This window comes from Amycolatopsis sp. La24 (genome assembly GCF_029087445.1).
Lineage (GTDB): Bacteria > Actinomycetota > Actinomycetes > Mycobacteriales > Pseudonocardiaceae > Amycolatopsis > Amycolatopsis nivea.
In genome coordinates this window covers 14,054-32,436 of sequence record NZ_JARACH010000016.1, presented here as the reverse complement: position 1 = coordinate 32,436, position 18,383 = coordinate 14,054, and the positions used below count along the sequence as shown (strand labels likewise).

The 18,383-nt window shown below is 70.5% G+C and carries 18 protein-coding genes; 8 read left to right on the top strand and 10 right to left on the bottom strand.

From position 1 onward, the window contains the following. Positions 1 to 10 precede the first annotated feature (10 nt). Complete coding sequence (locus tag PUT80_RS17410; protein ID WP_275292839.1) at positions 11 to 1,006, bottom strand: amidohydrolase family protein; 996 nt, start codon at positions 1,004 to 1,006, stop codon at positions 11 to 13. A 106-nt stretch (positions 1,007 to 1,112) separates the two neighbouring features. Here PUT80_RS17410 and PUT80_RS17405 point away from each other — a divergent pair, with 106 nt between their 5' ends. From PUT80_RS17405 to PUT80_RS17390, 4 genes are all read left to right on the top strand, one after another. Beyond that, complete coding sequence (locus PUT80_RS17405) at positions 1,113 to 2,024, top strand: LysR substrate-binding domain-containing protein (RefSeq protein WP_275292838.1); 912 nt, start codon at positions 1,113 to 1,115, stop codon at positions 2,022 to 2,024. A 171-nt stretch (positions 2,025 to 2,195) separates the two neighbouring features. Continuing rightward, a complete protein-coding gene (locus tag PUT80_RS17400; protein WP_275292837.1) occupies positions 2,196 to 3,092 on the top strand; it encodes an aminoglycoside phosphotransferase family protein in 897 nt (298 codons plus the stop codon). A 234-nt stretch (positions 3,093 to 3,326) separates the two neighbouring features. Continuing rightward, positions 3,327 to 5,159, top strand: a complete 1,833-nt coding sequence (locus PUT80_RS17395) for an amino acid permease (protein WP_343076888.1) — start codon at positions 3,327 to 3,329, stop codon at positions 5,157 to 5,159. 53 nt (positions 5,160 to 5,212) lie between these two features. Further along, positions 5,213 to 6,997 (top strand): serine/threonine-protein kinase, encoded by a 1,785-nt coding sequence (locus PUT80_RS17390; protein WP_275292836.1) that lies wholly within the window; start codon positions 5,213 to 5,215, stop codon positions 6,995 to 6,997. Here the strand turns inward: PUT80_RS17390 and PUT80_RS17385 are convergent. The 3 genes from PUT80_RS17385 to PUT80_RS17375 all read right to left on the bottom strand — a co-directional run bounded on the left by PUT80_RS17385 (position 6,994) and on the right by PUT80_RS17375 (position 9,797). Further along, a complete protein-coding gene (locus tag PUT80_RS17385; protein WP_275292835.1) occupies positions 6,994 to 7,800 on the bottom strand; it encodes a M15 family metallopeptidase in 807 nt (268 codons plus the stop codon). The two genes, PUT80_RS17390 and PUT80_RS17385, sit on opposite strands and share 4 nt — an antisense overlap. A 74-nt stretch (positions 7,801 to 7,874) precedes the next feature. Next, complete coding sequence (locus PUT80_RS17380; RefSeq protein ID WP_275292834.1) at positions 7,875 to 8,774, bottom strand: MBL fold metallo-hydrolase; 900 nt, start codon at positions 8,772 to 8,774, stop codon at positions 7,875 to 7,877. A 114-nt stretch (positions 8,775 to 8,888) separates the two neighbouring features. Continuing rightward, positions 8,889 to 9,797 (bottom strand): hypothetical protein, encoded by a 909-nt coding sequence (locus tag PUT80_RS17375; protein ID WP_134731034.1) that lies wholly within the window; start codon positions 9,795 to 9,797, stop codon positions 8,889 to 8,891. Between the two features lie 247 nt (positions 9,798 to 10,044). On the opposite strand from PUT80_RS17375, the gene PUT80_RS17370 reads away from it, so the two are divergent. Both PUT80_RS17370 and PUT80_RS17365 read left to right on the top strand, forming a co-directional pair. Continuing rightward, positions 10,045 to 11,655, top strand: a complete 1,611-nt coding sequence (locus PUT80_RS17370; protein WP_275292833.1) for an amidohydrolase — start codon at positions 10,045 to 10,047, stop codon at positions 11,653 to 11,655. A 57-nt stretch (positions 11,656 to 11,712) separates the two neighbouring features. Further along, positions 11,713 to 12,105 (top strand): GNAT family N-acetyltransferase, encoded by a 393-nt coding sequence (locus PUT80_RS17365; RefSeq protein ID WP_275292832.1) that lies wholly within the window; start codon positions 11,713 to 11,715, stop codon positions 12,103 to 12,105. 83 nt (positions 12,106 to 12,188) lie between these two features. Here PUT80_RS17365 and PUT80_RS17360 read toward each other — a convergent pair whose 3' ends face one another. From PUT80_RS17360 to PUT80_RS17340, 5 genes are all read right to left on the bottom strand, one after another. Then, positions 12,189 to 12,812 (bottom strand): response regulator transcription factor, encoded by a 624-nt coding sequence (locus PUT80_RS17360; protein ID WP_275292831.1) that lies wholly within the window; start codon positions 12,810 to 12,812, stop codon positions 12,189 to 12,191. Beyond that, complete coding sequence (locus PUT80_RS17355) at positions 12,809 to 14,065, bottom strand: sensor histidine kinase (RefSeq protein WP_275292830.1); 1,257 nt, start codon at positions 14,063 to 14,065, stop codon at positions 12,809 to 12,811. The genes PUT80_RS17360 and PUT80_RS17355 overlap by 4 nt, the downstream gene beginning before the upstream one ends. A gap of 3 nt (positions 14,066 to 14,068) precedes the next feature. Further along, entirely contained in the window at positions 14,069 to 14,803 is a 735-nt protein-coding gene (locus PUT80_RS17350; RefSeq protein WP_134662319.1) for an ABC transporter permease, read from the bottom strand. Positions 14,804 to 14,813: 10 nt separating this feature from the next. Beyond that, positions 14,814 to 15,716 carry an ABC transporter ATP-binding protein gene (locus tag PUT80_RS17345; RefSeq protein ID WP_275292829.1) on the bottom strand — a complete coding sequence of 301 codons (903 nt, stop codon included), beginning with the start codon at positions 15,714 to 15,716 and terminating at the stop codon, positions 14,814 to 14,816. Between the two features lie 105 nt (positions 15,717 to 15,821). Beyond that, complete coding sequence (locus tag PUT80_RS17340; RefSeq protein ID WP_275292890.1) at positions 15,822 to 16,898, bottom strand: cation diffusion facilitator family transporter; 1,077 nt, start codon at positions 16,896 to 16,898, stop codon at positions 15,822 to 15,824. Positions 16,899 to 17,182: 284 nt separating this feature from the next. On the opposite strand from PUT80_RS17340, the gene PUT80_RS17335 reads away from it, so the two are divergent. Next, entirely contained in the window at positions 17,183 to 17,554 is a 372-nt protein-coding gene (locus PUT80_RS17335) for a metalloregulator ArsR/SmtB family transcription factor (RefSeq protein WP_067584194.1), read from the top strand. Between the two features lie 5 nt (positions 17,555 to 17,559). Here PUT80_RS17335 and PUT80_RS17330 read toward each other — a convergent pair whose 3' ends face one another. Further along, positions 17,560 to 17,934, bottom strand: coding sequence for a DUF2267 domain-containing protein (locus tag PUT80_RS17330; RefSeq protein ID WP_275292828.1), 375 nt, complete (start codon positions 17,932 to 17,934; stop codon positions 17,560 to 17,562). A gap of 72 nt (positions 17,935 to 18,006) precedes the next feature. Between PUT80_RS17330 and PUT80_RS17325 the strand changes: the two genes are divergently transcribed. Next, the gene (locus PUT80_RS17325) at positions 18,007 to 18,363 is read left to right on the top strand and encodes a hypothetical protein (RefSeq protein ID WP_275292827.1); all 357 of its coding nucleotides are present in this window, start codon (positions 18,007 to 18,009) and stop codon (positions 18,361 to 18,363) included. Positions 18,364 to 18,383: the final 20 nt, after the last annotated feature.

Genomic DNA, 18,383 nt, shown 5'->3' with positions numbered 1-18,383 from the left:
GCGAAACGAATCAGCCGAGACCGAGCAGCGCGTCGGCATTTCCGTGGGCGATCTTTTCCTGATCCTCATGGGAAAGATGCGAGCCGGTCAGGAACGACACGGCACCCTCGTTGCCGAGCATCGGGAAATCGACGGAATGGAGGATCCGGTCGGCGCCGACCGTGTCCGCGCAGTACCGGAGCTGGGCCTGGCTGAACATGCCGCTCGGGGTGATGAACACGTTGTCCCGGAAGTACTCGCGGAAGGTCCGGTCGAGCTTGGTCATCCGCCGGGGCATGCTCTCGTCCAGCCGGTCGAGGTAGAACGGGATGAATTCGCCCCAGTGGCCGAGGATGAACCGCAGCCCCGGATAACGGTCGAGGACCCCGGTCAGCACCAGGTGCAGGAAGTGCGCGGCGGTTTCCTGATGCCACCCCCACGCGGGGAGCCGGAGCGCCGCCGACACCGCGGGCGAGAGCGCTCCGGCGTAGCTGGCTTCGCTGACCGCCACCGGCGGCGGGGCCGGGTGCAGGTAGATCGGCACGGACAGGTCGCCGGCGGCGCGCAGAATGGGATCGAAGCGCGGCTCGTCCAGGAATTCGTCGTCGGTGCGCCCCATGATCATCGTGCCGACGAAGCCCAGTTCACTGACGCACCGGCGCAATTCGTCCGCCGCGGCGGCGGGGACGGCCGTCGGCAGGGTGGCGAACGCGGCGAACCGGCCGGGAAACGCCGCGACCGCCTCGGCCATGGTGTCGTTGGCCGCGGCGGTCAATTCCGGTGCGACGTCCGCCGGAAGGAAAGTGTTGACCAGCGAGAGAACCTGCGTGGTGATGCCGTGCCGGTCCATGTCGGCGATCCGGGCGGCGCCCAGGTCCGCCAGAAGTTCGGGATGCCGCGGGTACGGCATCCCGGTGTCCGGGTCGAACGCCGCGGCGTAGCCGGGCACGTGGTTCAGCAGATTCGGCATGCCGGCGGCGGTCACCGCCGGGTCGGTCCAGTGTTCTTCGAGCGTGACAATCCGCATCGCTGCCCCTGTTCGTCGGTCTGTCCCTCCACGATGGCCCCGAGCGAGCGATAAGCTCAAACACTTGTTTCTGATTCACTGATCAGTCCGGCTGATAGGAGACGGGATGGAGCTGCGGCACCTGCGCTATTTCGTCGCGGTGGCCGAGGAGGGCGGGTTCAGCGCGGCCGCGCGCACGCTGCACGTCGTCCAGCCCACGCTGAGCATGCAGATCCGGGACCTGGAGCACGAACTCGGCGGGCCGTTGTTCGAGCGCACCGGACGGCGGCCCCGGCTCACCCCGGCCGGCCAGGCGTTCCTGATCGAAGCGCGGCAAGTGCTCGCCCAGGCCGGACGCGCACAGGACGCCGCGCGGTCCGCCCTGCGCGGCGAGACCGGGAGCGTCCGGATCGGCGTGGCGGGCGCCGTGGTGTTCGGCGGCCTCCTGGCCGGTCTGATCCGCGAGTTCCACGAGGCACGCCCGCTGGTCCGGATCGAGCTGCGGGAGGCGGGGCCGCAGGTTCAGCGCACCGCGATCCTCGCCGGCGAACTGGACGTCGGGTTCAGCGCGCTCCCGGCCCCGCCCGGCGAACCGCGGCTGGCCTCGGCTCCGGCCAGCTCGGTGTCGTTTCTGGTCGCGCTGCCCGCGGGGCACCGCCTCGCCCGGCACCGGACGCTGACCGTCGAGCAGCTCGCCGGGGAGGAACACATCGAGTACATCATCGGCGACGGCGACCTCGCGCCGCCGTGGCCGCGTCGGCGCGAGGCGGACCCGCCGTCCCGTTTTCGCGCCGACAGCACACTGAGCGTGCTGGCACTGATCGCCGCGAAGGTGGGCATCGCGGTGGTCCCGGCGGGCGTGGAACGGGCCGCGGTCCCGGAAGTCGTGTACCGGCCGCTGGCCGAACCCGGCCGCGCGACCGACTTCCACCTGCTGCACCGCAGCACCGAACCGGCACCGGCGGTGGCCGCTTTCGTGAACGCCTGCCGGCAGCCGTCGGCGCTCCGGCCGGGGCTTCCGGGCCGGGCAGATCCGTGAGACAGCCGGTTGCCTCGGGCGCGCGATAAGGCTCCGCGTGCACCGAGGGAAACCCTTGAGGGGCAAGCCTTTCCCGACGTCTCGGATGCGAAATCCAGTAGACGGACACCGGACGGCGTGGTCTGATCGAGGCGAACGTCCCGGGCCGCGCCGGGCGCCTGACCGAGAGACTTGCCTTTGCCCGCAACGCACTCCGCCGACGAAACCTTGGTCAAGCGCCTCCTGGCCGCGCAACTGCCCGAACTGGCCGCCCTCCCGCTGTCGCGGCTCGACCCGGCCGGTTCGGACAACGTCCTCTACCGGCTCGGGGACGAGTTGTCCGTGCGCCTGCCGCGCGGCGAGTGGGCGGCGGGACAGCCGGAGAAGGAGTCCCGGTGGCTCCCCCGGCTCGCGCCGCACCTGCCGCTGGCGATTCCCGAGCCGGTCGCGCTCGGGGCGCCGGGCGAAGGCTATCCGTGGCACTGGTCGGTGTCCCGGTGGCTGCCGGGCTCGCCCCCGGACATCGGCGGGCTCGCCTGCCCGGCCCGGATCGCGGCCGAACTGGCGCGGTTCGTCGCGGCGCTCCACCGGATCCCCGCCGATCCCTCGCTCGCCGCCGGACCGCACAACGGGTTCATCGGCGCACCGCTCGCCCGCCGGGACGCCGAAACGCGCGCCGCGATCGCCGAGACCGACGTCTTCGACAGCGCCGCGCTGACTGCGGTCTGGGACGCCGCGCTCGCCGCGCCGCCGTGGCCGCACCCGCCGGTGTGGGTGCACGGCGACCTGCATCCGGGCAACCTCCTGATCGCGGACGGACAGATCAGCGCCGTCCTCGACTTCGGCGGACTAGGCGTCGGCGATCCGGCTTGCGACGCGCTGATCGCATGGACGCTCCTCCCGCCTTCGGCTCGGGAGATCTTTCGCGCGGAGTCGGGCCTCGACGAGGACAGCTGGACGCGCGGGCGCGGATACGCGTTGAGCACCGGACTCAACGCATACACCGCTTATGCGGCAACGAATCCCCGCGTGGCCGCGAGCACGAAATACCAGATCATGGCGACGCTGGCAGACTTCCAGCGAGCCTGATTCCGCACCCCAGCTCGCCGATATCCGACAAATCCGGCGCGCACTGTTGCTCCATTCGGATGATCGACAACTTTCTCGCCCAGCATCCGCTCCCTGTCGCACCTAGCCTCGACGGACCCGGCGGCCGCAGACTGTCCCGCGTCAGCGAGGCCCGGCTCCGCGGCTGGTTCCGACATCGTTGTCGGCGGGGCGGCGCCGCGGGACGGCACGGCTGGACGAGAGGAAGATCGATCGATGGCTGATCGGATCACCGAAGAGGGCCAAGGCAGCCCGGAGAGCCCCCGCGAGGCGGCCTCGGGCGAGGCAGCGGCGGGGAATGCGGTCCCGGCGGAGGCTGCCGAGCGCACGGCGACTCCGGCCGAAGCCACCTCGCACACGACGTCCCCGGCCGGATCAGGCGCAGACGCGACCGCACACGCGGCGGCACCGGCCGAGGCAACCAACCGCACGGCGACCCCGGCCGAGTCGAGCGCAGGAGGCGCGACCGCACAGGCGCCGACGCCGGGCGAGGCAACCGACCGCACCGCGACCCCAGCCGAAGCCGCACCGGGCAAGGCGGCCGCAGGCGAGGCAATCTCAGGCGAAGCCGTCGCGCCCGCGCACACAGCCCGCGCAACCTCAGGCACAGCCGAACCGCCCGCGAACACCCCCGAAACAACCCCGCCCCACACCACCCCTGGCACAGCAGCGACCCCCGCCAGCGACCCCAAAAAGCTGCGCTCCCGGCACATCACCATGATCGCCCTCGGCGGGATCATCGGGGCCAGCCTCTTCGTCGGCTCCGGCAACGTGGTCCGCGCCGTCGGGCCCGCCGCCGTCGTCTCCTATCTCATCGGCGGGCTGCTCGTCTTCCTCGCGATGCGGATGCTCGGCGAGATGGCCGCCGCGCGGCCCGCGATCGGGTCGTTCATGGAGTACGCCCGGGTGGGGCTCGGCGAGTGGGCGGGATATCTCGTCGGGTGGCTCTACTGGTACTACTGGATCGGCGTGATCGCGTTCGAGGCGGTCGTCGGCGGGTCCGTGCTCGGCGGGTGGTTCCCGGACGTGCCGCAGTGGGTGTTCTCGGTGGTGCTGCTGCTGTTCTTCACCACCACGAACCTGGTGTCCGCGCGGTCGTTCGGCGAGGTCGAGTACTGGCTGGCGAGCATCAAGGTCGCGGCGATCATCGTGTTCCTCGCGGTCGGCGCGCTGTTCGCGTTCGGGCTCTGGCCGAAGGCGAGCTTCTCGATCCCGAACCTCTGGCAGCACGGCGGCTTCGCGCCGAACGGCTGGTGGCCGGTGCTCAGCGGCGTCGCGATCGTGATTTTCTCCTACTTCGGCACCGAGATCGCGGTGATGGCGGCGGCCGAGTCCGAGGATCCGGCCAAGGGCGTGCGGCAGGCGGTCGTCACGGTGATCTGGCGGATCCTGCTGTTCTTCGTCGGCGGCGTGCTGCTGATCGTCACCATCGTCCCGTGGAACCAGCTGCCGAATCCCAAACAGGAGGGGCCGTTCGCGCACGCCTTCACGCTGTTCGGGCTGCCCGGCGCCGGTCTGGTGATGAACGCGGTCGTGCTCACCGCCGCGTGTTCGGTGCTCAATTCCGGGCTCTATTCCGCCGGACGCATGTTCTCCGCGCTCGCCGAGAAACGGCTGGCCCCGCGCGCGGTGGCGAAGAAGAGCAAATCCGGCGTGCCGGTCGTCGCGGTGGCGGCTTGCACGATCGGCGGCTACATCGCGGTCTTCGTCAACTTCGTCGCGCCCGACTCGGGCATCTTCGACTTCATCATGAACTCCGCCGGACTGGTCGCGCTGTTCGTGTACTCGTTCATCGCGTTCACCCAGATGCGGATGCGGCACAACATGACGCCGGAGGAACGCGCCGGGCTGAAGCTCAAGATGTGGCTGCACCCGTGGCTCGGCATCCTGACCGTCGTCGGCGTCGTGGCGATCATCGTGGTCATGCTGCTGACCGACGACTCCGCCCGCACCCAGGTGTGGACCAGCATCGTGTCGCTGGCCGTGATCGCCGCGTTCTGGCCGCTGGTGCGCAGGCAACTGCGCAAGAGCGCCGCGCAGGAGAACTGAAGACTCCGGGCGGGCCGAAGACAACCCGGGAACGCGCGGCTTAGGCTGTCGCGGTGACTGCGCCGCAGGTGATCGCCGGACGCTACCGGCTCGAGGAACGCCTCGGGGCCGGCGGGATGGGTGTCGTCTGGCGGGCGAGCGACCTCGAACTGCGCCGCACGGTCGCGCTCAAGCGTTCGCTCGACGGCGACGAACCGCAGATCCGCCGCGAGGCCCGGCTCGGCGCGGCGCTGCAGCATCCGAACATCGTCGCGGTGTACGACTCCGTTTCCGACGGCACCGACCGCTGGCTCGTCATGGAGTACCTCCCGGCACGCAGCTTGGCCGAGATCGTGCACACCGACGGCGTCCTCGCTCCCGAACGGGCCGCGGCGATCGGCGTGCAGATCGCGTCCGCGCTCGCCGCGATGCACGCGCGCGGCATGGTGCATCGCGACCTCACCCCGGGCAACGTCTTGGTCGCCGACGACGGCACCGCCAAACTCGCCGACCTCGGCATCTCCCGCGGGCACGAGGTCACGCTCACCAACAGTGCCCGCGTCGGCGGCACCGCCGGGTACCTCGCGCCGGAGGTTGCGAACGGCGAAGCGGCCACCGCCGCGTCGGACGTCTTCTCGCTCGGGGCGACGCTGTTCGCAGCTGTCGAGGGCGCTTCTCCTTGGGGCAGCGGCGAAAACGGACCGTTCGCGCAACTGCGCCGGGCCGCGGAAGGAACCCCTGAGCCGCCGCGCAACGCTCGTGCGCTCGGGCCCGCGTTGCTGGCGATGCTCAGCCGTCAGCCGGAAAACCGCCCGACCGCGGTCGAGGTCGAGACCTTCCTGCGCGGTGCGCCAGTGCCGCGAGCGGCGAAGAAATCCCGGCGTCCCGTGATCATCGGCGCAGCGCTTGGCGCGGTTGTCCTTCTGGCGGCCGGGTTTCTGATCTTCACCCGCGACGACACCCCGCCCGCGAACGCGACCGCCGCGCCGCCGGCGCAAGACCTGTTAGGCGACCCGCACACCGCGGATCCGTGCTCGCTGCTGTCGGTGAATTCGCTGAGCCAGTACGGCAAAGTGTTCCTCGAACCGAACCTCGGCACGTTCGCGCGCTGCGACCTGAACACGACCCTGCCCGACCGCAGCGGCACGATCGTGACCAGCCTGGAACTGTCCGAACCGGAGCAGTACCCGCAGGTGCCGCCGGTCCGGGGAAAGCTCGGCGAGATCCGGCGGCCGAATCCCGACGCCGGGAAATGCCGGCGGTCCTTCACGCTGCCGGATCTCTCCGTCGTCACGGTGAGTTCGGTCCGCTCCGACGGCGCGGCCGCACCGCAACTGTGCGCGATGGCGGACGCCGTCGTCGGGGACGCCTACGCGCGCGTCGCCCGCGGCCCGATCGCCCGCCGGGCCCAGCCGTTCCAGCCGGGTTCGCTGGCGCGGACCGACGCCTGCACGCTGGTGGACGACGCCACGCTCCGCCGGACCGTCGGACCGGACTACCCGGTCGACCGGCATTTCGCGAACTGGGCCTGCTCGTGGGGACACGACGCGAAGTCGGTCGACCTCTACTACGACCGGCAGTGGCCGCTGGCCGAGGACCCGCCGGACGGCCAGACGCGCACGACCGTCGGCGGACACCTCGCGTACGTCGATCCGCACGAGAGCGAAGGCGACACCTGCGACGTCACCCTCGTCCACCGCACCTACTCGCCGACCCTCCCGCCGCTCGAAGGCACCCCCGAACGACGAGACGAAGTCGTACTCGTCGAGATGACCGACGAAGCCAGCAAAGGAAACCTCACCGCCATCTGCGACACAGCGAAATCCGTCGCCGCGGTCGTCGCGACCCGCCTGCCCTAGAACGGACGGCCGCTCAGCGAACGCCGCGAGATCGGGAAGTCGAAGTAGGTGTCCGGGAACGTCTCCGGCTGGAACGTGTAGTGCCACCATTCCTCGGGCAGGTTCTTGAACCCGGCCCGCTCCAGGCCGTGCAGCAGGAGCATCCGGTTCTCCCGCTGCTTACCGACGATCCGCGGGTCGAGCGTGTGCGCGAGGGTGTCGAAGCAGTCAAAACCGGTGCCCATGTCGAGCGAGTTGTCCGGGAATCGTTCGGCTTTCGGGCCGTAGCACGGGGTCAGCGGCTCGCCGGGGCGGTACGGCCGGGTCGGGAACGCGGGGAGCCGGACGAGCGTCAGGTCGACCGTGCTTCCCCGGCTGTGGCCGGATTTCGCCGCGATGTAGCCGTCCGCGAACAGCCGGTCCTTCTCCACCCGCGGGTAGAACTCGTCCTTCATCCGCAGGTCGGACAGGTCCTCGGCCCAGCGCACGAAGTTGTCGACCGCACGCTGCGGGCGGTAGCAGTCGTAGACCTTGAGCGTGTAGCCCTGGCGCAGGAACGACAGCTGCGCCTTGTGCAGGGCGACGGCGGCGTCCCGGGTCAGGATGCACATCGGCTGCCGGTAGCCGTCGACCGGCGCGCCGGTGAAGTTGTGCGGCGTGATGTACCGGATCTCCTGCACGATGGTCGGATCGACGTCGCGCAGGGCGACGAATTCGTGCGGCGCCTTGGGCTCCGGTGCGGCCGGCGCCGGCGGTACGGCGACGAGACAGGTCAACAGGCTCATCGCGGCGACTGCCAGGCCGCGCATCATCTTTCCGCGCATAGCCGGATTGCTTACCACAAGATCGCGCCGAAGTCCCCGGATGCGGAGCGAAACCGCACCCGGGGAAGACCGGCTCAGTAGTCCCACACCGCCGGCACGAAACGGAACGCGTTGCCCGCGACCGCCACGTGGCAGACGGACGGGAACGGCAGGTGCGTCGCCACCAGCTGCTCGCCGCTGGCGGCCAGCTCCGTCAAAAGCCGGATCCGGACCCGGGCCGATTCCTCGGGGTCGTGCTCGAACCCGTTGTACCAGTCCGGATTGTCGAACCCGGGCTGGAAGACCGCGTCACCGGCGAACGTCAGCCGTTCGCCGCGGGATTCCAGCCGGACGATGCTGTGGCCGGGGGTGTGCCCGCCGGTGCGGCAGATCCGCACGCCCGGCGCCACCTCGTGCTCGGTTTCGAACGGCCGCAGCTGGCCGCGGTACACGTCGAGGAACCGCGTGGCCGTCGTGCGCAGCACCTCCGGGATCGGCTCCGGCATGACCGTCCGCGAGAAATCGGGCGCCTGCCAGAATTCCGCCTCCGCCGACGCGAGGTGGACCTGCAGATCCTCGCGCAGCCGGCCGCGCAGGCCCTCGACGAGCAGCCCGCCGATGTGGTCCATGTGCAGGTGGGTGAGCACGACGTCGGTCACCGACGACGGGTCGATCCCGGCCGCGACGAGCCGCATCGCCAGCTGCCCGGCGCGCGGGAAGCCCGGGAATTCGGTGCCGAGGCCGGAATCGATCAGCACCGTCCGGCCGCCGCTGCGCACGACGGCGACGTTCAGCGGCCAGTCGATCATCTCCGGCGGCAGGAACATTTCGCGCAGCCACGCGGCCAGATCGGCCCGGTCGGCGTTGGTGGCCAGCGTTTCGGCGGTGATCGGCAGCACGCCGTCGCTGATCACCAGCACTTCGATGTCGCCGACCTTCAGCGCGTACCGCGAAGGGACCGCCTCGTCGAGACGGGCGGAAGGGGCCAAGCTCATGGGTTCTCCTCGGGAGTCGCACAGCCAGATCGTCGGCTAAGACCGGACGGCCGCCCGGTTTGTGACAACCCGCCGGAAAAAGGTGCTCTCGCCCAGGATCCGGTTCCGCGGCGATCAGGCCTGCGGAGCCTTCGACGCCTTCCGCACCACGTGCCGCTGACCGTCCGCGTGCAGCATGGGCTCGAACCGCGACCGGGCTTCCTCCGCCAGTTCGGCGCCGAGGTCCGCCTCGTACCGGCTCCCCGACGCGGCGATCCGCAACCGGTCGCCCCCCGTGCCGAGGCCGGTGATCCGGTTCCGCGCCACCGCCAGCAGCTGGACGCCGTGCGTCAGCGGCCGCCGGCCCAGCACATGGCGGACCACCACCAGCTCCTGGCGCGTCAGGACGACGAACGCCGCCGGCCGGGATTGCTGCCACAGCCAGCGTTGCGGGAGTTCCGGTTCCGCGCCGAGGTAGCGCGTATGCCGGGGATGTCCGAGTGCCACCAACGGCGACGCCGGGAGCCGCTCCCAGCCGAGGGCGGGCGGGCCCGCGTGCGCCGGTTCCGGCGCGCCGGGGCGGTGCGCGCGCGAGCGGACGTGGGTCAGGAGGTCGGCGACCGCGGGCCACGCCCACGAGCGGTAGCGGAAAACCAGTGTCGTGCGGACACCGGTTAGCACCAGGCACGCGTGCTTCCCCGCCATCGCGTGCTCGACCGCGATCAGCTCCGGGTACGGGATCGCGCCGACGATGCGCGGGTACGGCAGATCGTCGACCCACAGCGCCACCCCGCGCGCGCCCGCGCCCAGCGCCTGTTCCGGCGTCCACACCACGCCGTCGCCCGACGGCCGCGTCGCCGACGGGGCCAGGACCACCTCGCCCGGACCGACCAGGTCCGCGAGGTCCTCCGCCGCCGCGCCCGGCCGGGACCAGCGGGAAGGCGGTTTGGTGTCGAGCCGGTCGGCGAGGTCGCGGCCGACCTGGATCTCCCACGGCTCGGCCGCGGCACTGAGCGCGGCCCGCGCACCGCCGATGCCGGACATGCGAGCCTCCTGCCGCCGCGGGAGCCGGGCCAGGCGCCCGGTGCTTCCAGCGTATACACCGCCGCGGAGCCGGTTCTCATTCCGGAGTTCGCCCGGGTGGGACCCAGATCACCCGAATGCCGCAACCAGCTTCGACCATGCGCCCTGGCCCGCCGCGCCCCTAGAATCGGCGGTGCGGCACCGGGGCCACACCGTCCTTTGTGGACACGATGCCGCACGGTCAGCCGTCGACCCTGGAGGGAACCTCGTGTCCGCACCGGAATCCGTGCAGATCGTCACCGCCCGGCGCATCGTGACCATGACCGGCGCCGAACCGCCTGCCTTCGCGATGCGCGGCGAACGGATCGTCGCGCACGGTGCCGTCGCCGACCTGCGCGGCGAGTTCCCGGGCGCGCAGCTGCACGATTTCGGCGACGCCACCGTCATCCCCGGCTTCAACGACGCCCACCAGCACCCGACCGTCGTCGCCGCGCAGTCCTTGCAGGTCGACCTGTCGCCGTCCCGGATCAGCTCGACCGCCGACCTCACCGCGGCCCTGCGCGAACAAGCCGCCGCGACGCCGCCCGGCGAATGGGTCATCGGCTGCGGCTACGACTCTTTCCGCAGCAACGGCGGCCGCGAACTCACCCGCGCCGAGCTGGACGAAGCCTGCCCGGACCACCCGGTGCTGGTCGTGCACGTGACGCTGCACGCCGGCGTCGTCAACTCCCCCGGCCTCGCCCTCGCCGGCCTCACCGACTCGAGCGAACCCCCGCCCGGCGGTCACCTCGGCCGCGACGCCGCCGGCCGCCTCGACGGTGTCATCCACGACCAAGCCCTCTACGACCTGGCGTTTCCCGCTTTCACCCCGCGCCCCACGATCGTGCAGGACCCGTCCACCGAGGTCCTGGCCGCCGCCTTCACCCGGCACGCCGCCGCGCTGCACGCCGCGGGCATCACCTCGGTCGGCGACGCGCTGGTCGGCCGCACCGAATGGCAGGTCCTGCGCCACCTGGCCGACCAGGACCAGCTCACCCTGCGGGTCAACGCGCTGGCCGCCTACGACCACTTCGACTACTTCCGCGCCCTCCCCGACACCCCGCTCACCCCGGAAACCCGGCTGCGCCTCGGCGGCGTCAAGACCTTCGCCGACGGCGCCGTCAACGGCGGGACCTGCCTGGTCGAACAGCCCATCGAAGGCACCGACAGCTACGGATTGGAGCGCGTCAGCGCCGCCGAACTGGCCGACACCGTGCGCCACGTGCACGACGCCGGCTGGCGAGTCTGCGTGCACGCCAACGGCGACCGCGCGATCCGCCGGGTCCTCGACGCCGTCGATCAGGCCCAAGCCGCGAACCCGCGCGAGGATCCGCGGCACCGCATCGAACACTGTTCCATCATTGACGACGAGATCCTGAAGCGCATGCGCGACCACGGCATGGTCGCGGTGCCGTTCGCGAACTACGCCGCCGCGCACGGGGACAAGCTGACCAAGTATTACGGGGCGGAACGCGTCGAGCGCATGTTCGCCCACCGCTCGATGCTCGACGCCGGGGTCGCCGTGGCCGGTTCGTCCGACCATCCGTGCGGGCCGTTCCCGCCGCTGTACGCACTGCGCAGCTGTGTCACGCGGCTGGCCCCGAACGGCGAGGTGTTCGGGCCTTCGCAGCGGATCAGCGTCGAAGCCGCGCTCGGGATTTACACGACCGGGTCGGCTTACGCGTCCGGCGAGGAGGCGACCAAGGGACAGCTCGCGCCCGGGTTCCTGGCCGATTTCGCGGTGCTGGCCGAGGATCCGTTCGCGGCCGACCCGGAGGCCTTGGACCGGGTGCAGGTACGGGAAACGTGGGTCGGCGGGGAGCGAGTCTGGTCGGCTTGATTTATCGCCGGAAATTCGATATTTGCAAGATTAATCGAACCGGTTAGCGTTTTCTTCATGAACTCTGTCGTCGTCCGCGCCACGCCCGAATCCGTGCCGCAGCTCGTCGCCTCGGCAACCGGCCTGTTCGCCGAGGACGGCGGGCAGCGGGATCCCTACCTGGACGTCGCCTGGCCGCGCCGCGAAGGCGCCGCCTACTTCGCGGACCTAGTGCGCCGCGACGATTCCCTTTGCCTGCTGGCATTCTCCGCCGCAGGCTCCGCGATCGGCCACCTGATCGGCCGCATCCGCCGCCCCGACCCGCTCCGGCCGGACGCGGTGGTCGGCGTGCTGGAGAGCCTGCGCGTCGACCCCGCGCATCGCGAAACCGGTGTCGCGACCGCCTTGACGGAAGAATTCTTCGCGTGGGCCAGGAAATCCGGTGCGAATCAAGCCTGCGTCACCGCTTAGGCGGCCAACGAATCCGCTATCAGCTTCTACCGCGGGCGCGGGTTCGCCCCATTCGAGCTCACCTTGCACGCACCCATTTAGCCCTACAAAGTCAAATACCCTTGCGCGAACCCTGCAGCCACTGCCGCCGCACGATCATTGACGCCGAGTTTCGCGTACACGTGCAGCAGGTGCGTCTTCACCGTCGCCTGGCTGATGAACAACTGCTCGGCCGCCCGGCGGTTCGTCGCACCCTTCGCGATCAGCTGCAGGACCTCGATTTCGCGTTCCGACAACAGATCCGCCGCTGGTTGCCGCAGCTGCCCCATCAGGCGCGTCGCGACCGTCGGAGAGAGCACCGCTTGGCCTTGCGCCGCGGCTTCGACCGCGCGGAAGAGCTCCTCCCGGGGTGCTTCCTTCAGCAGATACCCGGTGGCTCCCGCTTCGATCGCCGGGAGGACGTCGCTGTCGGTGTCGTACGTCGTCAGCACCAGGATTCGTGCGGGGACACCGCGTTTCGCCAGTTCCTTGATCGCGGTAACGCCGTCGGTTCCCGGCATGCGCAGATCCATGAGGATCACGTCCGGGCGAAGCTGCTCGCCCGCCGTGATCGCGGTGGCTCCGTCCGCGGCCTCGCCGACTACCTCGAACCGCGGGTCGGCGCAGAACATGCCGCGCAGGCCGTCGCGCACCACGGGGTGATCGTCGACGATCAGCAATGAAATCACCGCGCACCTCCGGCCGGAATGGCGGGCACGGTCGCCGAGATCGCCGTGCCGCGGCCGGGTTCCGATTCGATGTCCAGGCGTCCCGCGAGGCGTTGCACCCGCTGCCGCATTCCGGACAGTCCGAAGCCGCCGTTCGTGGAACCGTTGGCGCGCTTGGCATTCGGCTCGAAGCCGACGCCGTCGTCGCGGACGTCGAGGGTTACCAGGTCCGGCATGTACGACAAGGTCAGGCCGACCCGCTTCGCTCGCGCGTGTTTCGCGACGTTCGACAGCGCTTCCTGCGCGGTCCGCAGCAAAGCCACTTCGACGTCGGTGTGCATGGGGCGAGCGTCACCGGTGGTGGTGAGCACGGCGTTGACGCTGTTGGCCGCCGACCAGTTCCTGGTCACCTCGCCGATCGCCTCCGGGAGCCGGGCTTCGGCGAGCACCGACGGTTCGACGGAGTGCACCGTCCGGCGCGCCTCGACCAGGCTTTCCCGGGCCAGGTTCGTCGCGTTCGCCACGTGGCGGCCCAGCGCTTCCGGTTCGGCCGCGGTTTGCTCGGCGGCTTGCAGCTGGGTCAGGATTCCGGCCAGGCCCTGGGCGAGGGTGTCGTGGATTTCCCGCGCCATCCGCTGCCGTTCGTCCAGGACTCCGGCCTCGCGAGCCTGGACCAGCAATCGCGCGTGCAGTCCGGCGTTCTCGGCCAAGGCGGCTTCCAGTTTCCGGTTTGCCTCGTGCAGTTCCGCGAGCGCCTGTTTCTGCAATTCGTTCCGCTGGTAGGCCATGTCCACGAAATAAAACACCGCTCCCGCCAGCGCGATCGAAAGCACGCTCACGCCGAGCCACACCCACCAGAGGTTTTCCGCGTCGATCTTGGCGATTCCGCCCAGGAAGGCCATTGCCGAGACCACCGCGGTGGCCGCAGCGCCGGCGTATCGCCAGCGTCCGGTCAGGTACTGGAATGCTTGCGGGTAGCCGACAAAGGCGAACAGGCCGTACCACGGCGCGAGAGCTGCCAAGCCCGCCGTGATCGCCAGCAGGCCCGCGTAATATCCGGCCCGCAATGCGGGTGGATGGAGAGTGTGAAACCACAGCAGCCACAGGGCGGCAGCGGCGGAAAGACCCAGTACCACCGGAAGATCCGCGGGCAGCTGTAGAAAAGTAATGCTCACGCTCACCGCGAGAAGGACGTACGGCAGCACGGTGAAGGTCGCCGTCTGTGCGCGTTCCCAGCGGTCGAACTCTTCGCGCAGCTCCCCCTCGATGCCCACCAGTCACTCCCAGCGGAAATAGCGCGCGGCCAAGCCCCCGGCCACGACAAGCCACCCTAGCATGACACCGAGGTGCAGCAGCTGCGGCAAATTCCCGGAAGCCGTGTCCTGCAACGCTTGTACGCCCGCGCCGAGCGGCGTCAGGTCGCTGATCGTCCGCAGCACGTCGTTCATGTCGGCGCGCGGCAGCCAGAGCCCGGCGAAGAACACGAGCGGGAAGAACACCAGGGAACCGACCGCGCTGGCGCTCTTCGCGGACCGGGCGAGCGCCGCGACCAGCAATCCGATCGCGAACAGCGCCAGTGCCAGCAGGGCGAAACTGAGCAGGTACCCGGGCAGCTGCCGAGGGAGGTCGATACCGAAGGCCAGCCATCCAGTTAAGAGGATGACCAGCGTGGACGCCGCCGACAGCACCACAGCCATCAGCAGTTGCGCACCGAGCAGGACAGTCGGTTTCACCGGGGTGAGCCGCATCCGCCGCAGCACGCCCTTCTCGCGGTAGGAGGCGAACAGCTGGGACAGGCCGCTGAGCGAGAACAGCGCGACCCCCATCGCGACGACGATCGGCAGGTACCGGCTGATCATCCGGACTCCGTCCGGTCCGGGGTCGCGCAAAGCCGGGATCAGGCCGAGAACGCCGAACAGGACCGGCGAGAACGCGAGCGCGAAGAACACGACGATCGGCTCGCGGAAGAACAGTTTCGTTTCGGTGGCGGCGAGCCGGGACAAGGCGGGCACCGGGGTCTCCTCAGGATTCGATGGAACGGCCGGTGAGCGCGACGAACGCGTCGTCCAGCGTGGTCTGGTCCATGCGCAGGCCGGCGATCTGGCGGCGGGCCAGCGCGGACGTCACCGCGAGCAGCAGGTTTCCCCGTCCGGTGACGACGATCTGGCTGCCGGCGCGCTCGACGGCGGTGACCTCCGGCAGCCTGGTGAGCACGGCGTCGTCGAAGGGCGCGGCAGCGCGAAACCGGAGCCGCTGCTGGTCGTCGACGCGTGCCACCAGCCCGGCTGGACTGTCGACCGCGACGACCTGACCAGCGTCGATGACCGCCAGCCGGTCGCACAGCCGCTCGGCTTCCTCCATGAAGTGCGTGACCAGCAGGATCGTCACGCCACGCGCGCGGATGCGTTCGACCAGGCCCCAGACGTCGCGGCGGGCCTGGGGATCGAGGCCGGTGGTGAGTTCGTCCAGCACCGCGACCTGGGGATTGCCGAGCAGCGCGAGCGCGATCGACAGCCGTTGTTTCTGGCCGCCGGACAAGCGGCGGAACTGAGTGCCGAGTTTGGTCTCGAGGGTGAGGATTCCGGCGAGTTCCCGCCAGTCGGCCGGGTCGCGGTAGAACGAGCTGTAGAGCTGGAGCGCCTCGCCGACCTTCAGTTTGTCCGGCAGTTCGCTTTCCTGGAGCTGCCCGCCGAGGACCTGGCGCAGTTCGGCGTCGTCGCGCTGGGGGTCGAGGCCGCAGACCCGGATCGTCCCGCCGTCCGGCCTGCGCAGCCCTTCGACGCACTCGACGGTCGTGGTCTTGCCCGCGCCGTTCGGGCCGAGAATGCCGAAGATCTCGCCCGGTTCGACGGCGAAGCTGACGCCGTCGACCACGGTCTGCCCGCCGTACCGCTTGACGAGGCTTTCCACCTCGATGATTGCCATGCGTCCACCGTGCCGGGTGGCACCGGTGCGGCGAATCGACTGCGCGGCCAGACTTTCCGGCCGGTCCCGGCGGAGCGACGGATCAGCCGATCGGTCGATGCGCGATCAACCGAGGTGCACGGACTCCGCCCCGATCGCCGGTTCGACGTGCACTGCCGCCGCGGTCAGGCGGGGAACCGCGGCGATGAGCCGGTGTTCCAGGCTGTGCGCCAGTTCGTGCGCCTGCTCGACGGTGAGGGTGTTGCCGACCTGGACGGCGAGTTCGGCGCGCAGGCTGTGGCCGATCCAGCGCATCCGGACCTCCCGCACGCCCTCCACTCCGGGCACCGCCGCGGCTGTCGCTTCGGCCAGTTCGACGGTCGCCGGGTCGACGGCGTCCATCAGCCGCCGGAAGACTTCCTTGGCCGCGTCGCGCAGGACGAACAGGATCGCGACGGTGATCAGCAACCCGATGACCGGGTCGGCCGCCGGGAAACCGAGGGCCACTCCGACTGCGCCCAGCACCACGGCCAGCGAGGTAAAGCCGTCGGTGCGGGCGTGCAGGCCGTCGGCGACCAAGGCGGCGGAGCCGATTTCGCGGCCGACGGTGATGCGGTACCGGGCGACGAGCTCGTTCCCGGCGAAGCCCACCACTCCGGCGGCGGCGAGCACCCAGAGCTGCTGCACAGGGTGCGGATGCAGGAGCCGGTCGATCGCTTCGTAGGCGGCCAGCGCGGCGGATCCAGCGATGATCAGCACCACGACGACTCCGGCGAGGTCTTCCGCGCGGCCGAGGCCGTAGGTGTAGCGGCGGGTCGCGGCGCGGCGGCCCAGTGCGAAGGCGATGCCCAGCGGCAGGGCGGTGAGGGCGTCGGCGAAGTTGTGGATGGTGTCGCCCAGGAGAGCTACCGAACCGGTGACCGCGACCAGGGCCAGCTGGATGACGGCGGTGCCGAACAGGGCGGCGAACGACCAGATCAGCGCCCGGATGCCGCGCTGGCTGGTTTCGAGGGCGGTGTCGAGGCGGTCGGCGCTGTCGTGGCTGTGCGGGGTGAGGAGGTGTTTGACGCGGTGCCGCCAGCTCGCGGGCTCGTGATGACCATGCCCGTGGCCGTGCGCAGGCGAGTGGCGGTGCGCGTGCGGGTGCGGGTGCGCGGGCTCGTGACCAGGGCCGTCGCGGTGGCCGTGGCCGTGGCCGTGCACAGGCGAGTGGCCGTGCCCGTGGCCGTGCGCGGACTCGTGACCAGGGCCGGAAACGCCATGGCCATGCGCGGGGTCGTGCCCATGCTCGTGGCCAGGGCTGTCCTGGCGGGATTCCGGCTCGTGCGCGTGGCCGCCCGCCGCAGCCTCGGAACCGTGTCCCAGCTCTGCCATCGCCCGCTCCCGGATGTTCCGCAATGTCCCACGACCGGGCGAACGCCCCGGCCCACTGTCAGCATACCTGCGCAGATGCGCAGATAATCGAAAAGGAACGGTAGCATCGGGGCATGCACTCCTCCCTGCCGGACTTCGACATGCCCTCCGACGAGCAGGTCCACCTGGCCGCGGAAAGCTTCCGCCTGCTCTCCGACCCGACGCGGATCAAGGTGCTGTGGGCGCTGCTGCAGGGGGAATCGTCGGTGGCCTGCCTCGCCGAACTGGCCGGGGCCGCGCCGACCGCGGTCAGCCAGCATCTGGCCAAGCTGCGGCTCGCGGGGCTGGTGAAGGGCCGCCGCGAGGGAACGTTCGTGTACTACTCCGCCGCGGACGAGCACGTGCGCGGGCTGCTGGCGCAGGCGCTGCACCACGCCGACCACGTGGACCGCGACATCCCCGGCGGCGACGCCCAGCCGCACCGGCCCCGGATGCGCAACGCCTGAGCCAGTCACGCGGCCTGAACGCCGACCAGGTGCCGCAATGGTTCCGGCAGCACGTCCCAGACCTCGTCCGCCACCTGCACCGTCTCGCGGCCCAGCACGTCCAGCACCACGCCGGCCCGGTGCAGGGCCTCCGGATCCGTCAGGTCCGCCCGGCGCGCGATCCGTTCGACGAAGTCCTCCAGTTCGTAGCGTTCCCCGGAGCCGCCGCCCGGGCGCAGGTCGTCGGCCAGTCCGGGCGGCAGTTGCACCGCCAGGCTGGCCGCCGCTTCCGGCGAGATCCGCTCGGACAGCGTCCGCAGCACGGCGTGCGCGACCCGTTCGGCGTCGCGGGACTCCGCGAGGCACGCCCGCCTCCGGATGAGTTCGACGATCTCGTTCATCGTTCCCGGATACCCGGGGCAGCCGCCCGCAATCGTCCGGTTAGCGGCGCGACCACCGGGTATCAGCGGTTCATGGACCATTCAGCGACGTCTCCCGCACCGGCCGAGCAGGCGCAGACCGCGCTGCGCCGGCTCCGTCGCGAAGCCGGTGCCGGCGGCTACGAATCCCCCGCGGAGCTGTACCGCACGCTCGGCCTGCTGAGCCTGCTCGCCGACGACCTCTCCGAACTCCTCCCCGACCTGGGCGGCCAGCTCGAGGAATCCTTGCTCGCCGGGCGCGTGCGGCACCATTCGGACGACGCGCAGGAAGCCTGCGACGCGGTCGCCTCGGCGGCGCACAGCATCGCGGTCGCCCGCTTCACCGCGCTCCTGGTCGGGCAGGAAATCCAGAAAGCACAGACCGCGATCCGCGATCTCGCCGCCGCCTGACGCCGTTTTGCCCCGTTCCG

Coding starts and splice junctions, on each gene's coding strand:
- PUT80_RS17410 (WP_275292839.1), bottom strand. CDS start 1,006: ATGCGGATTGTCACGCTCGAAGAACACTGGACCGACCCGGCGGTGACC.
- PUT80_RS17405 (WP_275292838.1), top strand. CDS start 1,113: ATGGAGCTGCGGCACCTGCGCTATTTCGTCGCGGTGGCCGAGGAGGGC.
- PUT80_RS17335 (WP_067584194.1), top strand. CDS start 17,183: ATGCACTCCTCCCTGCCGGACTTCGACATGCCCTCCGACGAGCAGGTC.
- PUT80_RS17325 (WP_275292827.1), top strand. CDS start 18,007: ATGGACCATTCAGCGACGTCTCCCGCACCGGCCGAGCAGGCGCAGACC.
- PUT80_RS17330 (WP_275292828.1), bottom strand. CDS start 17,934: ATGAACGAGATCGTCGAACTCATCCGGAGGCGGGCGTGCCTCGCGGAG.
- PUT80_RS17380 (WP_275292834.1), bottom strand. CDS start 8,774: ATGAGCTTGGCCCCTTCCGCCCGTCTCGACGAGGCGGTCCCTTCGCGG.
- PUT80_RS17375 (WP_134731034.1), bottom strand. CDS start 9,797: ATGTCCGGCATCGGCGGTGCGCGGGCCGCGCTCAGTGCCGCGGCCGAG.
- PUT80_RS17365 (WP_275292832.1), top strand. CDS start 11,713: ATGAACTCTGTCGTCGTCCGCGCCACGCCCGAATCCGTGCCGCAGCTC.
- PUT80_RS17385 (WP_275292835.1), bottom strand. CDS start 7,800: ATGCGCGGAAAGATGATGCGCGGCCTGGCAGTCGCCGCGATGAGCCTG.
- PUT80_RS17345 (WP_275292829.1), bottom strand. CDS start 15,716: ATGGCAATCATCGAGGTGGAAAGCCTCGTCAAGCGGTACGGCGGGCAG.
- PUT80_RS17395 (WP_343076888.1), top strand. CDS start 3,327: ATGGCTGATCGGATCACCGAAGAGGGCCAAGGCAGCCCGGAGAGCCCC.